We start from the raw sequence: 17,806 nt of genomic DNA, 5'->3' as shown, positions 1-17,806 counted from the left end.
GGCAAACGCTCCGCTGATTTATCGTGAAATCCACCCCAGCGCCCCGATTGCGCGGTGAATGAAGTTTCACTAAATCAGTAATGAAGGTAGACCCGATAGGCTCAGGATCACGATTAGCGAGTCGCCTAACGGTTTCCGGCCGCGCGATCACCGCGTACGAGACACGACAAGAACACCGACGCGGCACCGGCCCCTCTCCCGCTGGGCCGTCACCCCAGGAGGCGCCAATGACTACCCGCCAGCCCACCGCGATCCTGCTCGAAGGAAGCGGTACGGCGATCAACCAAGCCACCAATCTGCTCAAGGCCATGGCCAACGAGAACCGTCTGCGCATCCTCTGCCTGCTCGACGATGGCGAACTGTCGGTTTCCGAGCTCAATGCCCGCCTGGCACTGAGTCAGTCGGCCCTCTCGCAACATCTGGCAATCCTGCGCCGGGAAGGACTGGTCACCACCCGGCGTGCCTCGCAGACGATCTACTACTCGCTGCAGGGCGACCAGGCGCGCACCCTGCTCGACACCCTCGCCGGCCTCTACAACAGCGGCTGACCGCAGGCGTCAGCGCCGCTGCCAGCCACTGGCCTCCAGGGTCTCGTAGAGCCGCCGGAGGCTTCGCTCGATGCCGACCGAGGCCGCCAGCCCGACCCGTTCGGCCATCCCGCGGCGCTTCTCCAGGGCGACACTCAGCACCCGGGCACGGGCCATCCGCTCGAGCAGATAGGCTTCGCTGGTGCCCACGGCATCGATCAGCCCCTTTTCCACGGCCTCGCTGCCGTACCAGGTCTCGCCGGTGGCGATGGCCTCGATGTCGAGCCCCGGTCGCCGCTCGCCGACGAAACGCTTGAACAGCGCGTGGGTGTTCTCGAGCTCATCGACGAACTTCTCGCGCCCCTCCTCGGTATTTTCGCCGAAGACCGTCAGAGTCCGCTTGTAGCGTCCCGCGGTCAGCAGTTCGACATCGACGTCGTGACGCTTGAGCAGCCGATGCAGGTTGGGCAGCTGCGCGACCACCCCGATCGACCCGAGTACCGCGAACGGCGCGGCCTGCACGCGATCGGCGCAGCAGGCCATCATGTAGCCGCCACTGGCCGCCACCTTGTCGACGCACACCGTGGTCGAGACCCCGGCCTGACGCAGCCGGTCGAGTTGCGCCGCCGCCAGGCCGTAGGCATGGACCAGCCCGCCCGCCGATTCGAGCCGCACCACCACCTCGTCGCCCGGCTCCGAGGCCTCGATCAACAACGAGACCTCCTCCGCCAGACGGGCGGTCCCGGACGCCTTGATGTCGCCATGGAAATCGATGACCCAGACCGTGGCACGGCGCTCGCCGCCCCGCTGGCGGTCGCTGTGCTTGTCGTCGCGCTTGAAGGCCTTCTGCGCGAGCTTGCGTCGCTTCTTGTCCAGCGTGGCGAGTTTCAGGCGCCGCTGCCTGGCCCGATAGCGGCCATTGAGTTCCTCGATTCTCAGGCGGCTGCGCGCCTGACCGCTACCCCGCCCCTTCGCGGCGACGGCGATCACCGCGACCGCCACCACCGCCAGGGTCACCGCTTCCGCGAGAAACAGCCCATAGTCCGACAACCATTCGTTCACGCTCGACTCCTTGTTCCGGCTACGCGTTGCGAATACTCTCGCTCGAAGCAACGACAAGGGCCTCTACCGGCGCCCCGCTTGCTTCAAACGAGTGTCTTAAATATGCTCCCCGATACCATCGCCCATAGCAGGAAGCCGCAATGAGCAACACCCCCAGCGTCATCGACACCCTCAAGGCACGTTTCGATCCCCAGGCCGCCAAGGGCATGAACGAGACCTTCCAGTTCCTGATCAGTGACGCCGACGACTATTACCTCCAGATCGAGGATGGCACGCTGGACATCCAGCAAGGCGAACACGACGATCCCTCGGTCACGCTGAGCACCGACAGCGCCACGCTCAAGGGTGTCCTCAAGGGCGAATTGAACGGCATGCAGGCCTTCATGTCGGGGCGCCTCAAGGCCAGCGGCAACGTCATGCTGGCGACCAAGCTGTCACAGCTGTTTCCCTGAACCCCGCTACCGCTTCCCGCAACGACGAGGGCCCCGCCGATTTGGCGGGGCCCTCGTCGTCATGCGTGCGGAAGCCTGGCATCAGGGGTGCTGACCGTCGTAATCCTCGACCCGGGCCTTGAGCTTCTGGCCGGGGCGGAAGGTCACGACGCGGCGCGCCGAAATCGGAATCTCCTCGCCGGTCTTGGGGTTGCGTCCCGGCCGTTCGCGCTTGTCGCGCAGATCGAAGTTGCCGAATCCGGACAGCTTCACCTGTTCGTTCTCGCGCAGACAGCCGCGAATCTCCTCGAAGAACGCTTCCACCATCGACTTGGCTTCGCGCTTGGATACGCCCAGCTCGGTATGCAGATGTTCGGCCAGCTCCGCTTTGGTCAACGCACCCATGATCACTCCCTCGTGCTGGATGACGGCATCAGCCTCGCAACTCGGCGCCGAAACGACGCTTGGACTCGGCAACGATAGCATCGACTAACTGATTGATTTCCTCATCATTCAGCGTGCGCGAAGGATGCTGCCAGGTCAAGCCCAGCGCAAGGCTCTTGTTGCCCTCGGCGACCCCCGCCCCCTGGTAGACGTCGAACAGGGCCAGATCGGCCAGCCATTCGCCGGCCTGCTCGCGCAGCGTATCCAGCAGCGCCTGGACCGGCACGTCCTCGGCCACCACCAGCGCCAGATCACGACGCACTTCCGGGTAGCGGGAAAGCGGCACGAAACGCGGCAGTTGCCCTGCGACCAGCGCCTCCTGCTCGACCTCGAAGACGAAGGCATCGACCTTGAGCCCCAGCTCGCTGCGCACCGCCGGGTGCAGCGCACCGATCCAGCCGACCGGCACGCCGTCGCGCAGGACCCGCGCCGACTGACCGGGATGCAGCGCCGGATGAGGCTGTGCCTCGAAGCGCCAGTTGGCCCCTTGACCGCTCATCGCCAGGATGCTTTCCAGGTCGCCCTTGAGATCGAAGAAGTCGACCGTATCGCGCCCCGCCGTCCAGCCTTCGGGATCGCGCGACCCGCAGACCAGGGCACCGACCATGGCGGTCTGCTCCAGGGCATCGAGTTCGCCGCGGAACACCAGGCCGGTCTCGAACAGCCGCACCCGGTTCTGCTGACGATTGAGGTTGTGCATCAGCGCCTTCACCAGCCCGGGAAACAGGCTGGCCCGCATCACCGACATGTCGCTGGAGATGGGGTTGGCCAGGCGCGGCGCGACCGCATCGGGGGTCAACAGCGCCTGCAGGTCCGGCGCGACGAAGCTGTAGCTGATCGCCTCCTGGTAGCCGCGAGCCACGAACTGGCGACGTAGCTGCGCCAGGGGGCGACGCGCCTCGTCATCGGCGCTCAACGCCAGGCGGGCCGCGGGGCGACGCACCGGAAGTCGGTTGTAACCGTAGATGCGCGCCAGTTCCTCGATCAGGTCCTCCTCGATCGCCACGTCGAAGCGCCAACTGGGCACCTCGACCTGCCAGACGCCGGCGTCAGCGTCCACGACCCGCATGCCCAGTCGCTCGAGGATATCGACCACGTCCGCGTCGGGAATCGCCATGTCCAGACACTGCTGAACCCGCGCGGCCCGGAGGGACACCCGACGCGCCGCGGGTAGATGATCGGGGCTCACCGTCTCGCTGATCGGCCCGGCCTCGCCGCCGGCGATCGCCAGCAGCAGCGCCGTGGCGCGCTCGATCGCCGGCAGGGTCAGGTCGGGGTCGACGCCGCGCTCGAAACGGTGCGAGGCGTCGGTGTGCAGGCCGTAGGTCCGCCCCTGGCCGGCCACCGCCAATGGCGCGAAGAACGCCGATTCGAGGAAGACGTCACGGGTGGTGTCGCTGACCCCGGAATGCTCGCCACCCATCACGCCGGCGATCGCCAGCGGCTTCTCGGCATCGGCGATCAGCAGGGTGTCAGCGCGCAGGGTCACTTCCTGGCCATCGAGCAGTACCAGGGTTTCGCCGTCACGGGCGTGGCGCACGTCGATGGCCTGCGCGAGGTTGGCCAGGTCGAAGGCATGCATCGGCTGGCCGAGTTCGAGCATCACGTAGTTGGTGATGTCGACGACGGCATTGATCGGGCGCACGCCGCTGCGGCGCAGGCGTTCGACCATCCACAACGGCGTCTCGGCGCTGACGTCGATGCCGCGCACCACCCGCCCCACGTAGCGAGGACAGGCCTCGGGCGCGCTGACCGCGACCGGAAAGACGACCTCGTGGGTCGCCGGCTGCTCGACCAGCTCGGGCGGGCGAACGGCCAGGCGATTGAGCGCCCCCACTTCGCGGGCCATGCCCTTGACGCTCAGGCAGTCGCCACGGTTGGGCGTCAGGTCGACCTCGATGGTCCGGTCGTCGAGGCCCATCCAGGCGCGGAAGTCCTCGCCCACCGGCGCACTGGTCGGCAATTCGAGAATGCCCGGTGAGGTCTCCTCTTCCAGCCCCAGCTCGGAGGCCGAGCAGATCATGCCCCGCGACTCCGCACCGCGCAGCTTGGCCTTCTTGATCGTGAAGTCGCCGGGCAGCACGGCACCGACCCGGGCGAAGGCCACCTTCTGGCCGGCGGCGACGTTGGGCGCGCCGCAGACCACCTGGACCGGCTCGCCGGAGCCGTCGTCGACCCGGCACAGGCTGAGCTTGTCGGCGTCGGGGTGCGCCTCGCGACTGATCACCTCGGCGACAACCACGCCGGAGAACTCGGCCGCCACGTCGGCCACGGCGTCGACCTCCAGACCCGCCATGGTGACCTGCTCGGCCAGGGCCTGCGTCGACAGGCTCGGCGAGACCCACTCACGCAGCCATTGTTCGGAAAATTTCATCTTGAGATCCCGTCTCCTTGAGTCGCTCAGGCGAACTGACGCAGAAAGCGCAGATCGTTCTCGAAGAACAGACGCAGGTCATTGACCCCGTAACGCAGCATGGCCAGACGCTCCGCCCCCATGCCGAAGGCGAACCCGGTGTAGCGCTCGGCATCGATGCCCGAATGGCGGAAGACCTCGGGATGCACCATGCCGCAGCCCATGATCTCGATCCAGCCGCTGTGCGAGCAGACGCGGCAGCCGTCACCGCTGCACATCACGCACTGGATGTCGACCTCGGCGGAGGGTTCGGTGAACGGGAAGTAGGACGGCCGGAAACGCACCGACAGATCGTCGCGCTCGAAGAAGGCGTGGAGGAAGTCCTCGATGGTGCCCTTGAGGTCGGCGAAGCTGACCCCCTCGTCGACCAGCAGCCCTTCGATCTGATGAAACATCGGCGTGTGGGTCAGGTCGGAGTCGCTGCGATAGACCCGCCCCGGGCAGACGATGCGGATCGGCGGTGCCTGGGTTTCCATGGTGCGCACCTGAACCGGCGAGGTATGGGTACGCAGCAGCCGGGTGGCATCGAAATAGAAGGTGTCGGCCATGCCCCGCGCCGGGTGATGCGCCGGGATGTTGAGCGCCTCGAAGTTGTGGTAGTCGTCCTCGATCTCGGGGCCCACGGCGACATCGAAACCGATATGGGCGAACAGCCCCTCGATCCGCTCGAGGGTGCGGGTCACCGGATGCAGCCCGCCCGCGACCCGGTCGCGACCCGGCAGGGTCACGTCGACACGCTCGGCGGCCAGGCGCGCCTCGAGCGCGGCCTGTTCGAGCGCGCGCCGACGCGCCTCGATATCGCCGTTGAGCGCCTGCTTGGCCTGATTGATACGCTCCCCGGCCTGCGGACGTTCCTCGGCCGGCAACTGGCCCAGCGACTTGAGCAGCGCGGTGATCTCGCCCTTCTTGCCGAGATAGCGAACCCGGACCTCGTCCAGCGACGCGACCGTATCGGCGGCCTGAATGGCCTGACGCGCCTCGTTGACCAGAGTGGATAGATGCTCCATCCGTTACGCTCCGATTCTGGGTCGTGGAGCCCGAAGGCCCCAAAAAAACAGGGGAAGAGCGGCTGCTCTTCCCCTGCGACGTTCACGATGAACCATCGGCAAGCCATAGCGGCCTCGCCGGTGTCATCATTTACTGGGCAGCCTTGGCCTTCTCGACGATAGCGGCAAAGGCAGCCTTTTCGTGAACCGCGAGATCGGCCAGGACCTTGCGGTCGATCTCGATACCGGACTTCTTGAGACCGGCGATGAAGCGGCTGTAGGACAGGCCGTTCTGACGGGCCGCCGCGTTGATGCGCGAGATCCACAGGGCGCGGAACTGACGCTTGCGCTGACGACGGTCGCGGTAGGCATACTGGCCCGCCTTGATGACCGCCTGCTTGGCGACGCGGAACACACGAGACCGGGCACCGTAGTAACCCTTGGCCTGCTTCATGATTTTCTTGTGACGGCGGCGTGCGACCACACCACGCTTGACGCGAGTCATGGCAATCTCCTGACGTTAGATGAATTCGACCAAGGCGTTACAGGTTGGGCAGCATGCGACGGATCAACGGCTTGTCGGCGTCGTGGATCTGTTTCATGCCGCGCAGCTGACGCTTACGCTTGGTGGATTTCTTGGTCAGGATGTGACTGCGAAACGACTGCTTGTGCTTGAAGCCGTTGGCCGTCTTCTTGAAGCGCTTGGCAGCGCCGCTGTTACTCTTGATTTTCGGCATGGAGAGAGTCTCCGCTCGGGTTTCTTTAGAAAATCCGTGGCCGATAGCCGCCCCCTGGCGGCTATCCGTTCGACTGCCGTCGGATCACTTCTTCTTGGGGGCAAGGATCATGACCATCTGGCGCCCTTCCATCTTGGGGAAGGATTCCACATTGGCCAGTTCCTCGAGATCGGCGGCGATCCGTTCCATCAGCTTGCGGCCGATATCCTGGTGCGCCATTTCACGACCTCTGAAACGCAGCGTGACCTTGCCCTTGTCACCACCTTCGAGGAAGCGCGTCAGGTTCTTGAGCTTGACCTGATAGTCCCCCTCGTCGGTGCCAGGCCGGAACTTGACTTCCTTGACCTGGATCTGCTTGGTCTTCTTCTTCTGAGCCGCTTTCTGCTTCTTCTGCTCGAAGAGGAATTTACCGTAATCCATGATCTTGCAGACGATGGGGTCGGCGTTGGAGATCTGCACGAGATCCATTCCCGCCGCCTCGGCCCGCTCCAGCGCTTCGCTGGTGGGCACGACGCCGACCTGTTCACCGTCGCTGTCGATCAACCGCACCTCGTCTTCACGGATGCGGTCGTTCATGGGAGGGCGCTTGTCCTGAGGACGTCCGCGCTGAGTATTACGCTTGATCGTTACGTCTCCGTTCTGGTTAACGTTGTCGTGTCAGCCCCGCTCAGCCTCGAGGCGGGCGATCAGGTCATCGACCGTGATGGTGCCCAGGTCCTCGCCACTCCGGGTACGAACGGCGACTGAATCCGCTTCGACTTCCTTGTCCCCTACCACCAACAGGTACGGGACCTTCTGCAACGTATGTTCACGGATTTTAAAGCCGATCTTCTCGTTCCTCAAGTCCGCCTTGACGCGCAGGCCGATTTTCTGCAGGCGTTGCTCGACGGCAAGGGCATAATCGCGCTGGGCATCGGTGATGGTCAGCACCACCGCCTGCTGAGGCGACAGCCAGAGCGGCATGGCGCCGGCGTAGTGCTCGATCAGGATGCCGATGAAGCGCTCCATCGACCCGACGATGGCCCGGTGCAGCATGACCGGCGTGCGCCGCGCACCGTCCTCGGCGACGTACTGGGCGCCCAGACGCTCGGGCATCATGAAGTCGACCTGCATGGTACCGACCTGCCACTGGCGACCCAGGCAGTCCTTCATGTGGTATTCGATCTTGGGTCCGTAGAAGGCGCCCTCGCCGGGCAGCTCCTGCCACTCGACCTCGCAGGCCGACAGCGCCGAACGCAGGGCGGACTCGGCGCGGTCCCAGACGGCGTCATCGCCGATCCGCTTGTCGGGACGCAGGGCGATCTTGACGGCGATGTCATCGAAACCGAAATCGCGATACACCTTCAGCGCCTGGCGGTGGAAGGCCGTGACCTCGGCTTCGACCTGCTCCTCGGTGCAGAACACGTGACCGTCGTCCTGGGTGAACGCCCGCACGCGCATGATGCCGTGCAGCGCACCCGAGGGTTCGTTGCGGTGACAGCCACCGAACTCGCCGTAGCGTACCGGCAGTTCCCGGTAGCTGCGCAGTCCCGAGTTGAAGACCTGAACGTGCCCCGGGCAGTTCATCGGCTTGAGCGCGTACTCGCGCTTCTCCGACTCGGTGAAGAACATGTTCTCGGCGTAGTTGTCCCAGTGGCCGGACTTCTTCCACAGCGACACGTCCATGATCTGCGGGCAGCGTACTTCCTGGTAACCGCTCTCGCGATAGACGTTGCGCATGTATTGCTCGACCACCTGCCACAGCGTCCAGCCCCGCGGGTGCCAGAAGATCATGCCCGGCGCCTCTTCCTGCATGTGGAAGAGGTCGAGCTTGCGCGCCAGCTTGCGGTGGTCGCGCTTCTCCGCTTCCTCGAGCCGCTTGAGATAGGCCTTGAGCTGTTTCTTGTCGCCCCAGGCGGTGCCGTAGATGCGCGTCAGCATCGGTTTCTCGGCGTCGCCGCGCCAGTAGGCACCGGCCAGCTTGGTGAGCTTGAAGGCCTTGAGGTGGCTGCTGTTGGGCACGTGCGGACCGCGGCACATGTCCGTGTATTCTTCGTGATGATAGAGGCGGATGGTCTCGCCTTCGGGAATCTCGCGGACGATCTCCTGCTTGTAGGGCTCGTCGCGATGCAGGAAGGTCAACATCGCCTGATCGCGATCGACGTACTCGCGCACCACATCGTAGCCCTTGTCGATCAGCGCCTTCATGCGCTGCTCGATGGCCTCGAGGTCCTCGGGGGTCACCGAACGACCGAAGTCGATGTCGTAGTAGAAGCCGTCCTCGATCACCGGACCGATCGCCATCTTGGCATCGGGGTACAGCTGCTTGACCGCGTGCCCGATCAGGTGGGCGCAGGAGTGACGAATGATCTCGAGGCCTTCCGGGTCACGCGCGGTGATGATGGCCACCTCGGCATCATGGTCGATGACATCGGCGGCATCGACCGGCACGCCGTCGATCTTGCCGGCCACGCAGGCCTTGGCCAGACCGGGACCGATCGATTCGGCGAGTTGCATGATACTGAGCGGGGCATCGAACGTGCGCTGACTGCCGTCCGGGAGAGTCACGATGGGCATGGGTATCCTCGTGCGCAGTGGTGATCCATACCAGGGATCACATGTCGCGGAATCAGGGTGTATGGCTGGGGCGAGGCGAGCATCGTCATCCGGCCAACACACCCACCGCTCGGCGTCGGACCGTGCAGCGGCGTGAGACGGTGGCGGACGTCGGCGCTCGCGAGAGGTCAGACATTAGCAGTTGCCGGGGCGCGACGTCCAGCAGCACCGGCCCGGCGCACCCATGAAAAAGGGGCGCCGCTGGCGCCCCCTTCGCAACCGACGACCGGACTGGCCGGCCGTCGTCTCGCCGATGTCTTACTGAGTCCACTCACCCAGTTCGACACGACGGTTCTGAGCACGACCTGCCGCCGTCTCGTTGGTGGCGATCGGATCGCTCTCGCCGTAACCGATGGCCTTCATGCGATCAGAGGCGATGCCCTGAGCGTTCAGGTAGTCCTTGACGGACTCGGCGCGACGCTGAGACAGGTCCTTGTTGTAGGCTTCGGTACCGATGGAGTCGGTATAGCCTTCAACACGGACGCGGACCTGACCGTTGGCTGACAGCTTGTCGGCCACGCCGTCGAGGATGCTCTCGGCCTGAGAGGTCAGCTTGGCGGAGTCGAACTCGAAGTTGACGTCGTGCAGGACCACGTCGGCTTCACAGCCCAGCGCGTTGACCTCGGCACCAGCCGGGGTGTCCGGGCACTGGTCCATGTAGTCGGGTACGCCGTCACCGTCGGAGTCCAGCGGGCAACCGGAGGCGTTCACCTCGACACCGGCCGGGGTTCCCGGGCACTCGTCCATGTAATCGGGTACGCCGTCACCGTCGGTGTCCAGCGGGCAGCCGTCGGCATCCACCGCGACACCCGCCGGGGTGTTCGGGCACTGGTCACGATCGTCCGGGACGCCGTCACCGTCGCTGTCGCCCACCTTGCTGCCGTAGTCGGCGCACAGCAGGGCACCCGCCGTCGCACCCGCCACGCTACCGATGGCTGCGCCATCGTCCTCGTCGGCATCGCCGCTCGAGGCATAGCCGATGCCGCCGCCGATCAGGCCGCCGGCCAGACCGCAGACGAAGGGTGACTGGTACCAAGCATCCTGCTGGGTATCGCCCATGGACTGAGTGCCGGAGCTGGCACAGCCCGACAGGCCAATCACGAAAGCGGAACCAAGCAGCAAGCCAGTCGTTGATTTCTTCATGTAAGACTCCTTCTTAACACAGCGCTCGTCGTAACGTGTCGTTACTCAGCGGGTTCAAAACAGCCTAGAACCCAATAATTCGGGGGCGATGAGTCCTCTCATACACTCCCCGGAAAAGAAAGCACATCCGACGCCCGTCGGCCAGTGCTCTCCATCCTTCTTTGCCGCGGTCATCAACGACAATCGCATTACATCATAGCAGTTACAATCGTGACGCAATGCATGAAACGATGCAAATGACGCTTACTGTACCAGTCTTGTACAACACTTCAGGCGCTCGCTCGTCCCAGATGATGCTCGACGAGCCCGTGAAACAGGTCCACAGCCCGTTCGAGCAGTTCGTCGGGAAAATCGTAGGCCGGATGATGCAAGGGACGGCACTGCTCGCCACTGCCGAGGGTGAACATCGCCCCTTCGCCGCAAGCCAGCAATACCCCGAAATCCTCGGACCAGCGATGCGCCTCGTCCAGCCGGTGCACGGGCATGTCGAGCGAGCCGGCGACGCTTTCGATGACCTCGACGGCCGCCGGGGCGTTGACGGTCGCCGAGAAGACGTCGCTCCAGTCGATCTCGACCCCCAGTTGCTCCTCCTCGGCCTCGGCACGCACCAGCGATACCGAGGCCTCGGCGAGGGCCCGCATCATGTCGTCGCTGGCCGTGCGCAGGGTGGCCATGACCTCGGCCTGGCCCGGCGAGGTACCGAATGCCACCTCGCCCAGCCGGGCGTGAATCAGGGTGATCATCACCAGCCCCAGGTCGTCCGGCAACTGCTGGGGAAGACGCTTCAGCCCCTGGAGAATGCGGCACATCGCCATCGCCGGACTGCGTCCCTGCTCGGGATGCGCGGCGTGCGCGCACAGCCCGTTGAGGCGCACGGTGAGGCCGCGGGAGGCACAGCTGAACGCCCCGGGGCGTACCGAGACCTCGCCCAGCGGCCGCCCGGGCAGGTTGTGCATGGCGTAGACGAAATCGGGACGAATCTCGGCAAAGGCCGCCGCATCGACGATCCGCCCGGCGCCGTCGCCGGTTTCCTCGGCCGGCTGGAACAGCAGCACCACTTCGCCGCTCCGGGGACGCTGCCGCGCCAGACGCTGAGCAACGCCCAGCAGGGCGCTCATGTGGCCATCGTGGCCACAGCTGTGGGCAACGGCGTCGTGACGCGAGCGCCAGGCCGTGCCGGCCGCCTCGCGGATCGGCAGGCCGTCGAGCTCGGCGCGCAGCATCACCCGGGGGCCGGGCTCGGCGCCGCGAAAGACACCGGCCACGCCGTGCCCCCCCAGCCCCCGCAGGACACGGTCGGCACCGGCCTGCTCGAGCCAGTCGGCCACCCGCGTGGCGGTTCGCGACTCGTCGCCGGAGAGCTCCGGAGCGGCATGCAGCGCATGGCGAATCTCGGCGAGGGGGGTGTCCAGCAACGACAACGACATCACGAGGCTCCCGAACGGACGATCAATGGAGGCTGGCCGGCCAGCGCTGCTTGAAATCGAGTACCGCCTGAGCCGCGGCAAGTACCTCGCGACGCAGGTCGGACTCGACCGCCAGACGCTCGCGATCCTCGCCCATCCGCTCGCGCGGGGTCAGCGCCGCGCGCGCGGAGTGCGTATGCAGATGCGAGGTGCGCCGATGGACCTCGGCAAAGACCCGAAAGGCGTCGCGTTCGACCAGCCCGGGGTCGATGATCTCGAGAAGCACCTTGCAACGCAGGGAGCCTTCGGTCAGGTCGACCTGTTCGGCCAGCATCGCCCGGGCGAGGCCATCGAGGCTCTCCAGGCAGTTGTGATTGGCGCGCTGGACCTCTTCCTCGCGGAAGCGCTTGCGGCGGCCGACTTCCCGCCACAGCGAATAGGCATAGCCGGCGAGCCCGGCGATCAGGATCAGGCCGACCAGCAGCAGCAGCCAGGCCGTCGTTTCTGTCATGCGCGCCTCATGCGGTTCACTTGCGAGTGCGCGCAGTATACGCGGGCACCGTCATGGACCCAAGCGTCGCGATCGGGCGACGAACGTGGCGTAGCGAAGCGCTTGACTCGGCTCGTAGCGCGTTGATTGGCTATCCTCTAGGCTCGGCACGAAAACTGCCTGCGCTCGTCGGCTTTTCGGACAAATCCTCGGGGCCCCGACCATGCCCGATGGCGGGCCCGGCCGGACAGGAATGCGGCGGATTCGACGCCCGCCAGCGATGACGGAACATGCAAGGAGGCACCTCATGGCGAACGATAACGACACCCGGCAACAAGCGGCGCCGCCCTCGCTCGCCGCACGTATCGGCTTCTGGCTGGGCCCTGCCTGGGTCGTCATGGTCCTGCTCGTTCCGGCACCGGCGGGGATGTCGCCCGCGGCCTGGCACTGTGCGGGCATGGCCCTGCTGATGGCGACCTGGTGGTCGACGGAAGCGATTCCCATCCCGGCCACCGCCCTGCTCCCCCTGGTGCTGGTACCGGCCCTGGGAATTGGCGACATCGATCCCACGGCCGCCAGCTACGCCGACCCGATCGTCTTCCTGTTCCTGGGCGGCTTCCTGCTGGGGCTCGGCATGCAGCGCTGGGATCTGCACCGGCGCATCGCCCTCAAGGTCCTGCAGATCGTCGGTCATCAACCGCGCCGCCAGATCGCCGGCTTCATGATCGCCACCGGCTTCCTCAGCATGTGGGTCTCCAATACCGCCACCAGCATCATGATGCTGCCGATCGGCATGTCGGTGATCAGTCTGCTCGACGACCGTGACCCGCAGGAACTCAACCGCTACGCCACGTCGCTGCTGCTGGCGATCGCCTATGCCGCCAGCATCGGCGGGATCGCGACACTGATCGGCACACCGCCCAACGCGCTGCTCGCCGGTTACCTCGCCAGCGACCGGGGCATCGAGATCGGCTTTGCGCAATGGATGATCGTGGGCATCCCGGTCAGCGTGATCATGATGGTCGCCGCCTGGCTATGGCTGACCCGCGGCGGCTTCTCGCTGGGTTCCGGCGAGGACAGCGCGCAGTTGGTGCACGACCAGCTGGCCGAGCTGGGCGGCCTGTCGACGGCGGAACGTCGCGTCGGGGCGATCTTCCTGCTCGCCGCCCTGGCCTGGGTCACGAGGCCGTTGATCAACGATGCCGGCCTCGGGTGGGTGTCGGATACCGGTATCGCCATCGCCGCCGGTCTGCTGCTGTTCATTCTGCCCAGCGGCCAGAGAGGCCACCGGCTGCTGAGCTGGGAACAGGCGCGTGACCTGCCCTGGGGCGTGCTGTTGCTGTTCGGCGGCGGCCTGGCGCTGGCGGGGGTCATCAAGCGTTCCGGTCTCGCGGAGTGGATCGCCAACCACCTGTCGGTGTTCGGCGCCCTGCCGCTGATCGGCCTGGTGGGCATGGTGGTGCTGGTGATCATCTTCCTCACCGAAGTGACCTCCAACACTGCCACCTCGGCCGCCTTCCTGCCGCTGCTCGGGGCACTGGCGCTGTCGCTCGACGTCTCGCCGATCCTGATCACCGTGCCCGCCGCCATCGCCGCCAGTTGCGCCTTCATGATGCCGGTGGCGACACCGCCCAATGCCATCGTCTTCGCCACCGGCCACATGCGAATCCAGTCGATGATCCAGGCGGGCTTCGTGCTCAACCTGATCGGCACCCTGGTGGTCACCGGCGTGGTCTACTTCCTGCTCACGACGTTCTGGTGAGCCATGACCTCGATCAGCATTCGGGCACATGACGGCAGAACGCCGAGGCACACCCTGCGGCAACGCCTATACTCAACCCACGTTCGACGCGACGGGAGGTTCGTATGGCAACGCGCAAGTCCAGAACCGGCAACGACGCCTTGGCCTCTCTGCTGAACGGCGACTCGCTGCCCACCTGGTGGATGCAGCAGTGGCTGGAGTCCACGGCGCCGATCACGCGGATGCAACTGGCCTGGCTGCAGACCATGAGCGAGGCCATGCAGCACGAAGCCGAGTTTCTCAAGGTTGTCGCCACGTCCAGTGAAAAGCTCGCCCGCTGCGCCTGGGATCCCGAGGCGCTGCGCGATCCCTCGGCGCTCTCCTCCTGCTACCAGCAGGCCGCCTCCGAGGTGGCCAATGCCGCGGCCCGGCGTTTCAGCAAGGTCAGCGAACTCAGCCACGACCTTCGCGAGCGTATCTGGGACGAGATCTGAGAGGGTGTTTACAAAGTCGGCGAGCGAAGGCAAGACAAGGCAAAATCGGCCGAAAAAACGGAGTTTACACGGAGTAAATGAGTATTTTGAGGCCGATTTTAACGCCGTATTGTCGAGCGCAGGCATTTTGTAAACACCCTCTGACGCCGGCTCACACTCCGAACAGCGCGACGATAGCCGGCAGCACGAAGGCGGTGAGCATGCCGGTGAGCCCCATGGCCAGCCCCGCGAAGGCGCCCGCCATCGCCCCGACCGAGGCAAAGCAGTACGCGGTGCCGAAGCCGTGAGCGGCCAGCCCCATGGTGAACCCCTTGACGCTGGGGTCCTCGATGCGCAGCCAGCGAAAGATCCACGGACCCAGCGTGCAACCGATCGACCCGGTGAGCAGGACCAGCGCCGCCGCCAGCGAGGGGATGCCACCGATCTGCTCGGCGATGCCCATGGCGATCGGCGAGGTGACCGAGCGAGGCGCCAGCGACAGTAGCACTTCGGGCTGCGCCCCCATCAGCAGGGCAATGCCCAGTGTCGAACTCACCGCCGTGACGATACCCGCGAGACAGGCAACCAGGATCGGCACCAGCATGCGGCGCACCCGCTCGCGATGGTCGAACAGCGGAATCGCCAGCGCCACCGTGGCCGGCCCCAACAGAAAGTGGATGAACTGCGCGCCCTCGAAATAGCTCGCGTAGTCGATGCCGGTCAGCAACAGGAAGCCGATCAACAGGGCGATGGCCACCAGAACCGGATGCGCGAAGGTGGAATGCCCCGCCAGGCGATGGAGGTGCGTGGCCAGATAGAAGGCCACCAGCGTCGCCAGCAGCGATACCAGGGGGTTGCCGGACAGGTAGACCCAGAGCTGATCGAGCCCCGTCAGAGTCATGAGTCACCCCCGCCCCAACGGCGCTTCGCCAGCACGTCGAGCACCTTGGCGGTCACCGCCAGGGTCAGCCCGGTGGATACCACCAGGGTCACGGCGAGTATGCCCAGATCCTCGCCGATCAACCCGAAATGCGACATGATCCCCACCCCGGCGGGCACGAACAGCAGGGTCAGATAACGCAGCAAGCCCTCACCGGCCGTTCGCAGGGCGCTGGGCACCCGACCGTTGACCATCAGGGCCACCAGCAGCACGACCATCCCCATCACCGGCCCGGGCACCGGCAGCGACAATGCCCTGACCAGCAACTCACCGATGAACTGACAACCCAGCAGTACGCTCATACCGACGATCAACGGCATCTCTCTCCCCTTCTGGCAACGCTTGCGGCCAGCATGATACTACGAAAGTCGCACATCTCGAGCCGAGGCCGACCCACTGCCACGTCCATCAGCGACAAGCGATTGAATGCCAAGCGTAATTTCCACTTGCATTTGATCGAGGAATCGTTAGTATATGCCTCGTCCTGCGGCGAACACTTCAGCGAATGCTGATGAAGTCGCGGCATTGTCGGAGCGTGGCGCAGCTTGGTAGCGCGCTGCAATGGGGTTGCAGAGGTCGCTGGTTCGAATCCAGTCGCTCCGACCAGAAAGATTAAAGAAAACCGCCGCTTACGGGTCAACCGAAGCGGCGGTTTTTCGTTGCCGTCAAGATTTTGTCAAAAAATTGTCAAAACGCTATGGGGTTGACCTGTTTCCAGAGGGCGTCATCTCCTGCCGGGATGACTCCGGCGCCCTCTTGCCTGTGTAACCGCGCGCTGCATTTGGCATAGCTGCGCGCAGGATTTGGCACCAGGGCCACACAGCGTCGCTGCTACTATTTCGCGCCCTGATTGGCATCAGGCTCTGATGTGATCTCATCAGCCAATCGGAGGGCACTCTCTAGGAAGTCGGCATCCTGCTTGAAGGCATCCGGTTTCGCCTTACCCTCGTAGAGTATGCCTCCTGGGGTTACATCTTGGATGACGCTCTCGACGAGATGGTAGAAGCGGATGATGCGTTTAGCTTCTGACGGCTCGAGCAGCCCTAGCTTAGCCGTATTCGCTTTGTAGACAACGAAATAGTCGGTTGGGATATTCACCTGGAACGTCGGTGGTCTATCTTCTGCGCCCTTTCGCAACTCGGTGACATAGTCCCTAGCTCGGATGATCTCTGAAATACCCGCCATCTCGGCTGAAAGTGAGGCACGCAAGGTCCTCGTCTCATGGCGTCTCCTCAGATATTCCAACAAGACTGTGGGGAGCATCGCTGTCAGGAAGCCGATAACCGCAGCGCCGACAGTGAACCAGCCAGTGCTCGGCTCATCGACTGAAGCCTGAATTTCAGCTAGCTGCGCGAGTATCTGCGCTACTGTGTCCTCGCCCAAACTGACTCCCTCCCTATCAAAAAAGCCCCGCCGGCTCGGCTTCGACGTCCCAACTAAAGATCAGCACCTCGCGGGCCTCCTGGCCCTTGCCGCCGCCGACGGTGTAGCGGATGTCGGTGCTCTCGATGTGGTAGCTCGTGAACACGCGGCGGATGTCGGGGTGGTCGTTCAGCGAGATGATCGCCTTGCCCTTGAGCTTACCGAGGATCTCGGCCATCTGCTCGTACTCTTCGATGCCAAACGGCACGCCGTAGCCCTCAGTCTGCCAGTACGGCGGGTCCATGTAGAACAGGGTGTGGGCGCGGTCGTAGCGGGTGATGCACTCCTGCCACGGCAGATGCTCGATGTAGGTGCTGGCCAGCCGCAGGTGGGCGGCTGACAGCGTCTCCTCCAAGCGCAGCAGGTTGAGGCCGGGTGGCGTCGTGGTGGCAGTGCCGAACGTCTGCCCCTCGATACGGGCACCAAATGCTGACTGCTGCAGGTAGTAGAACCTGGCGGCGCGCTGGATGTCAGTGAGCGTCTCGACGCGGGTCATCTTGAGCCACTCGAACACCTGGCGTGAGCTGAGCGCCCATTTGAACTGCCTGACGAACTCCTCGAGATGGTTCTGGACGACCCGATACAGATTGACCAGGTCGCCGTTGACGTCGTTGAGCACCTCGACGTCGGCCGGCACGGGGCGCAGGAAGTAGAGCGCCGCGCCGCCGGCAAATGGCTCGACGTAGCATTGGTGATCCGGCATCAACGGGAAGATGCGATCAGCGAGGCGACGCTTGCCGCCCATCCACGGGATTATCGGTTGAGCCACGGTTTTGCTTCCTGTTTGGCATGGAGCTCGTGGCTCTCTGAGTGTTGAGGCGCCCGCAGCGCGGGCACTTGATCTCTAGGGTGTCGAACTGGCTGGCACGGGCCAGCATCCTGTTGCAACCGCCGCAGCGGATCTCTTTCAATGCCATGACAAGCCTTTCTAACGCGTTAGAAATCGGCCAGACTTGCCTCGCCTCTGCAGGGGCGGGGAGCCTTGCCGGCTTGCAG

The 17,806-nt window shown here is 64.8% G+C and carries 20 protein-coding genes and 1 tRNA gene; 5 read left to right on the top strand and 16 right to left on the bottom strand.

Annotated elements, in window-relative coordinates; all coding sequences use genetic code 11:
* Positions 1-227: 227 nt before the first annotated feature.
* Positions 228-548 (top strand): metalloregulator ArsR/SmtB family transcription factor, encoded by a 321-nt coding sequence (locus tag KGR00_RS07000; protein WP_224417216.1) that lies wholly within the window; start codon positions 228-230, stop codon positions 546-548.
* Between the two features lie 9 nt (positions 549-557).
* Here the strand turns inward: KGR00_RS07000 and sohB are convergent, their stop codons facing one another.
* Entirely contained in the window at positions 558-1,589 is a 1,032-nt protein-coding gene (gene sohB, locus KGR00_RS06995; protein WP_224417217.1) for a protease SohB, read from the bottom strand.
* Between the two features lie 140 nt (positions 1,590-1,729).
* On the opposite strand from sohB, the gene KGR00_RS06990 reads away from it, so the two are divergent.
* Positions 1,730-2,041: an SCP2 sterol-binding domain-containing protein gene (locus tag KGR00_RS06990; protein WP_129138394.1), complete on the top strand. Its 312-nt coding sequence runs from the start codon at positions 1,730-1,732 to the stop codon at positions 2,039-2,041.
* Between the two features lie 81 nt (positions 2,042-2,122).
* Here KGR00_RS06990 and ihfA read toward each other — a convergent pair whose 3' ends face one another.
* The 10 genes from ihfA to KGR00_RS06940 all read right to left on the bottom strand — a co-directional run bounded on the left by ihfA (position 2,123) and on the right by KGR00_RS06940 (position 12,255).
* On the bottom strand, positions 2,123-2,425 hold the full coding sequence (gene ihfA / locus KGR00_RS06985; RefSeq protein WP_129138395.1) for an integration host factor subunit alpha: 303 nt from the start codon (positions 2,423-2,425) through the stop codon (positions 2,123-2,125).
* 28 nt (positions 2,426-2,453) lie between these two features.
* Positions 2,454-4,838: a phenylalanine--tRNA ligase subunit beta gene (pheT, locus tag KGR00_RS06980; protein ID WP_224417218.1), complete on the bottom strand. Its 2,385-nt coding sequence runs from the start codon at positions 4,836-4,838 to the stop codon at positions 2,454-2,456.
* Between the two features lie 26 nt (positions 4,839-4,864).
* The gene (pheS, locus tag KGR00_RS06975) at positions 4,865-5,884 is read right to left on the bottom strand and encodes a phenylalanine--tRNA ligase subunit alpha (RefSeq protein WP_224417219.1); all 1,020 of its coding nucleotides are present in this window, start codon (positions 5,882-5,884) and stop codon (positions 4,865-4,867) included.
* 130 nt (positions 5,885-6,014) lie between these two features.
* Positions 6,015-6,368, bottom strand: a complete 354-nt coding sequence (gene rplT, locus KGR00_RS06970) for a 50S ribosomal protein L20 (protein ID WP_129138398.1) — start codon at positions 6,366-6,368, stop codon at positions 6,015-6,017.
* 37 nt (positions 6,369-6,405) lie between these two features.
* Positions 6,406-6,600, bottom strand: a complete 195-nt coding sequence (rpmI, locus tag KGR00_RS06965) for a 50S ribosomal protein L35 (RefSeq protein WP_129138399.1) — start codon at positions 6,598-6,600, stop codon at positions 6,406-6,408.
* Between the two features lie 84 nt (positions 6,601-6,684).
* A complete protein-coding gene (gene infC / locus KGR00_RS06960; RefSeq protein WP_267899200.1) occupies positions 6,685-7,224 on the bottom strand; it encodes a translation initiation factor IF-3 in 540 nt (179 codons plus the stop codon).
* Between the two features lie 33 nt (positions 7,225-7,257).
* On the bottom strand, positions 7,258-9,156 hold the full coding sequence (thrS, locus tag KGR00_RS06955; RefSeq protein ID WP_224417220.1) for a threonine--tRNA ligase: 1,899 nt from the start codon (positions 9,154-9,156) through the stop codon (positions 7,258-7,260).
* A gap of 297 nt (positions 9,157-9,453) precedes the next feature.
* Positions 9,454-10,338 (bottom strand): OmpA family protein, encoded by an 885-nt coding sequence (locus tag KGR00_RS06950; RefSeq protein ID WP_129138402.1) that lies wholly within the window; start codon positions 10,336-10,338, stop codon positions 9,454-9,456.
* Positions 10,339-10,607: 269 nt separating this feature from the next.
* Positions 10,608-11,765: an amidohydrolase gene (locus KGR00_RS06945; RefSeq protein WP_129138403.1), complete on the bottom strand. Its 1,158-nt coding sequence runs from the start codon at positions 11,763-11,765 to the stop codon at positions 10,608-10,610.
* A 22-nt stretch (positions 11,766-11,787) separates the two neighbouring features.
* Positions 11,788-12,255 carry a DUF2489 domain-containing protein gene (locus KGR00_RS06940; RefSeq protein WP_224417221.1) on the bottom strand — a complete coding sequence of 156 codons (468 nt, stop codon included), beginning with the start codon at positions 12,253-12,255 and terminating at the stop codon, positions 11,788-11,790.
* A 286-nt stretch (positions 12,256-12,541) separates the two neighbouring features.
* Here KGR00_RS06940 and KGR00_RS06935 point away from each other — a divergent pair, with 286 nt between their 5' ends.
* Both KGR00_RS06935 and KGR00_RS06930 read left to right on the top strand, forming a co-directional pair.
* Positions 12,542-13,996, top strand: a complete 1,455-nt coding sequence (locus tag KGR00_RS06935) for a DASS family sodium-coupled anion symporter (protein WP_224417222.1) — start codon at positions 12,542-12,544, stop codon at positions 13,994-13,996.
* A gap of 104 nt (positions 13,997-14,100) precedes the next feature.
* Positions 14,101-14,469 carry a hypothetical protein gene (locus KGR00_RS06930; RefSeq protein ID WP_224417223.1) on the top strand — a complete coding sequence of 123 codons (369 nt, stop codon included), beginning with the start codon at positions 14,101-14,103 and terminating at the stop codon, positions 14,467-14,469.
* 151 nt (positions 14,470-14,620) lie between these two features.
* Here the strand turns inward: KGR00_RS06930 and KGR00_RS06925 are convergent, their stop codons facing one another.
* The gene (locus KGR00_RS06925; protein ID WP_224417224.1) at positions 14,621-15,349 is read right to left on the bottom strand and encodes an LrgB family protein; all 729 of its coding nucleotides are present in this window, start codon (positions 15,347-15,349) and stop codon (positions 14,621-14,623) included.
* Positions 15,346-15,708, bottom strand: coding sequence for a CidA/LrgA family protein (locus KGR00_RS06920; protein WP_129138408.1), 363 nt, complete (start codon positions 15,706-15,708; stop codon positions 15,346-15,348). The genes KGR00_RS06925 and KGR00_RS06920 overlap by 4 nt, the downstream gene beginning before the upstream one ends.
* A gap of 209 nt (positions 15,709-15,917) precedes the next feature.
* Here KGR00_RS06920 and KGR00_RS06915 point away from each other — a divergent pair.
* Positions 15,918-15,994: transfer RNA gene (locus KGR00_RS06915), tRNA-Pro, on the top strand.
* A 228-nt stretch (positions 15,995-16,222) separates the two neighbouring features.
* On the opposite strand, the gene KGR00_RS06910 is transcribed toward KGR00_RS06915, so the two are convergent.
* The 3 genes from KGR00_RS06910 to KGR00_RS06900 are packed head-to-tail and all read right to left on the bottom strand — an operon-like array spanning position 16,223 to position 17,727.
* Entirely contained in the window at positions 16,223-16,771 is a 549-nt protein-coding gene (locus tag KGR00_RS06910) for a hypothetical protein (RefSeq protein ID WP_224424222.1), read from the bottom strand.
* 16 nt (positions 16,772-16,787) lie between these two features.
* Positions 16,788-17,579 carry a DNA adenine methylase gene (locus KGR00_RS06905; protein WP_224424221.1) on the bottom strand — a complete coding sequence of 264 codons (792 nt, stop codon included), beginning with the start codon at positions 17,577-17,579 and terminating at the stop codon, positions 16,788-16,790.
* On the bottom strand, positions 17,530-17,727 hold the full coding sequence (locus KGR00_RS06900; RefSeq protein WP_224424220.1) for a Com family DNA-binding transcriptional regulator: 198 nt from the start codon (positions 17,725-17,727) through the stop codon (positions 17,530-17,532). The genes KGR00_RS06905 and KGR00_RS06900 overlap by 50 nt, the downstream gene beginning before the upstream one ends.
* Positions 17,728-17,806 lie beyond the last annotated feature (79 nt).

It is taken from the genome of Modicisalibacter sp. MOD 31.J (assembly GCF_020147985.1).
Taxonomy (GTDB): domain Bacteria; phylum Pseudomonadota; class Gammaproteobacteria; order Pseudomonadales; family Halomonadaceae; genus Modicisalibacter; species Modicisalibacter coralii.
This window is presented reverse-complemented; position numbering and strand designations above follow the sequence as displayed.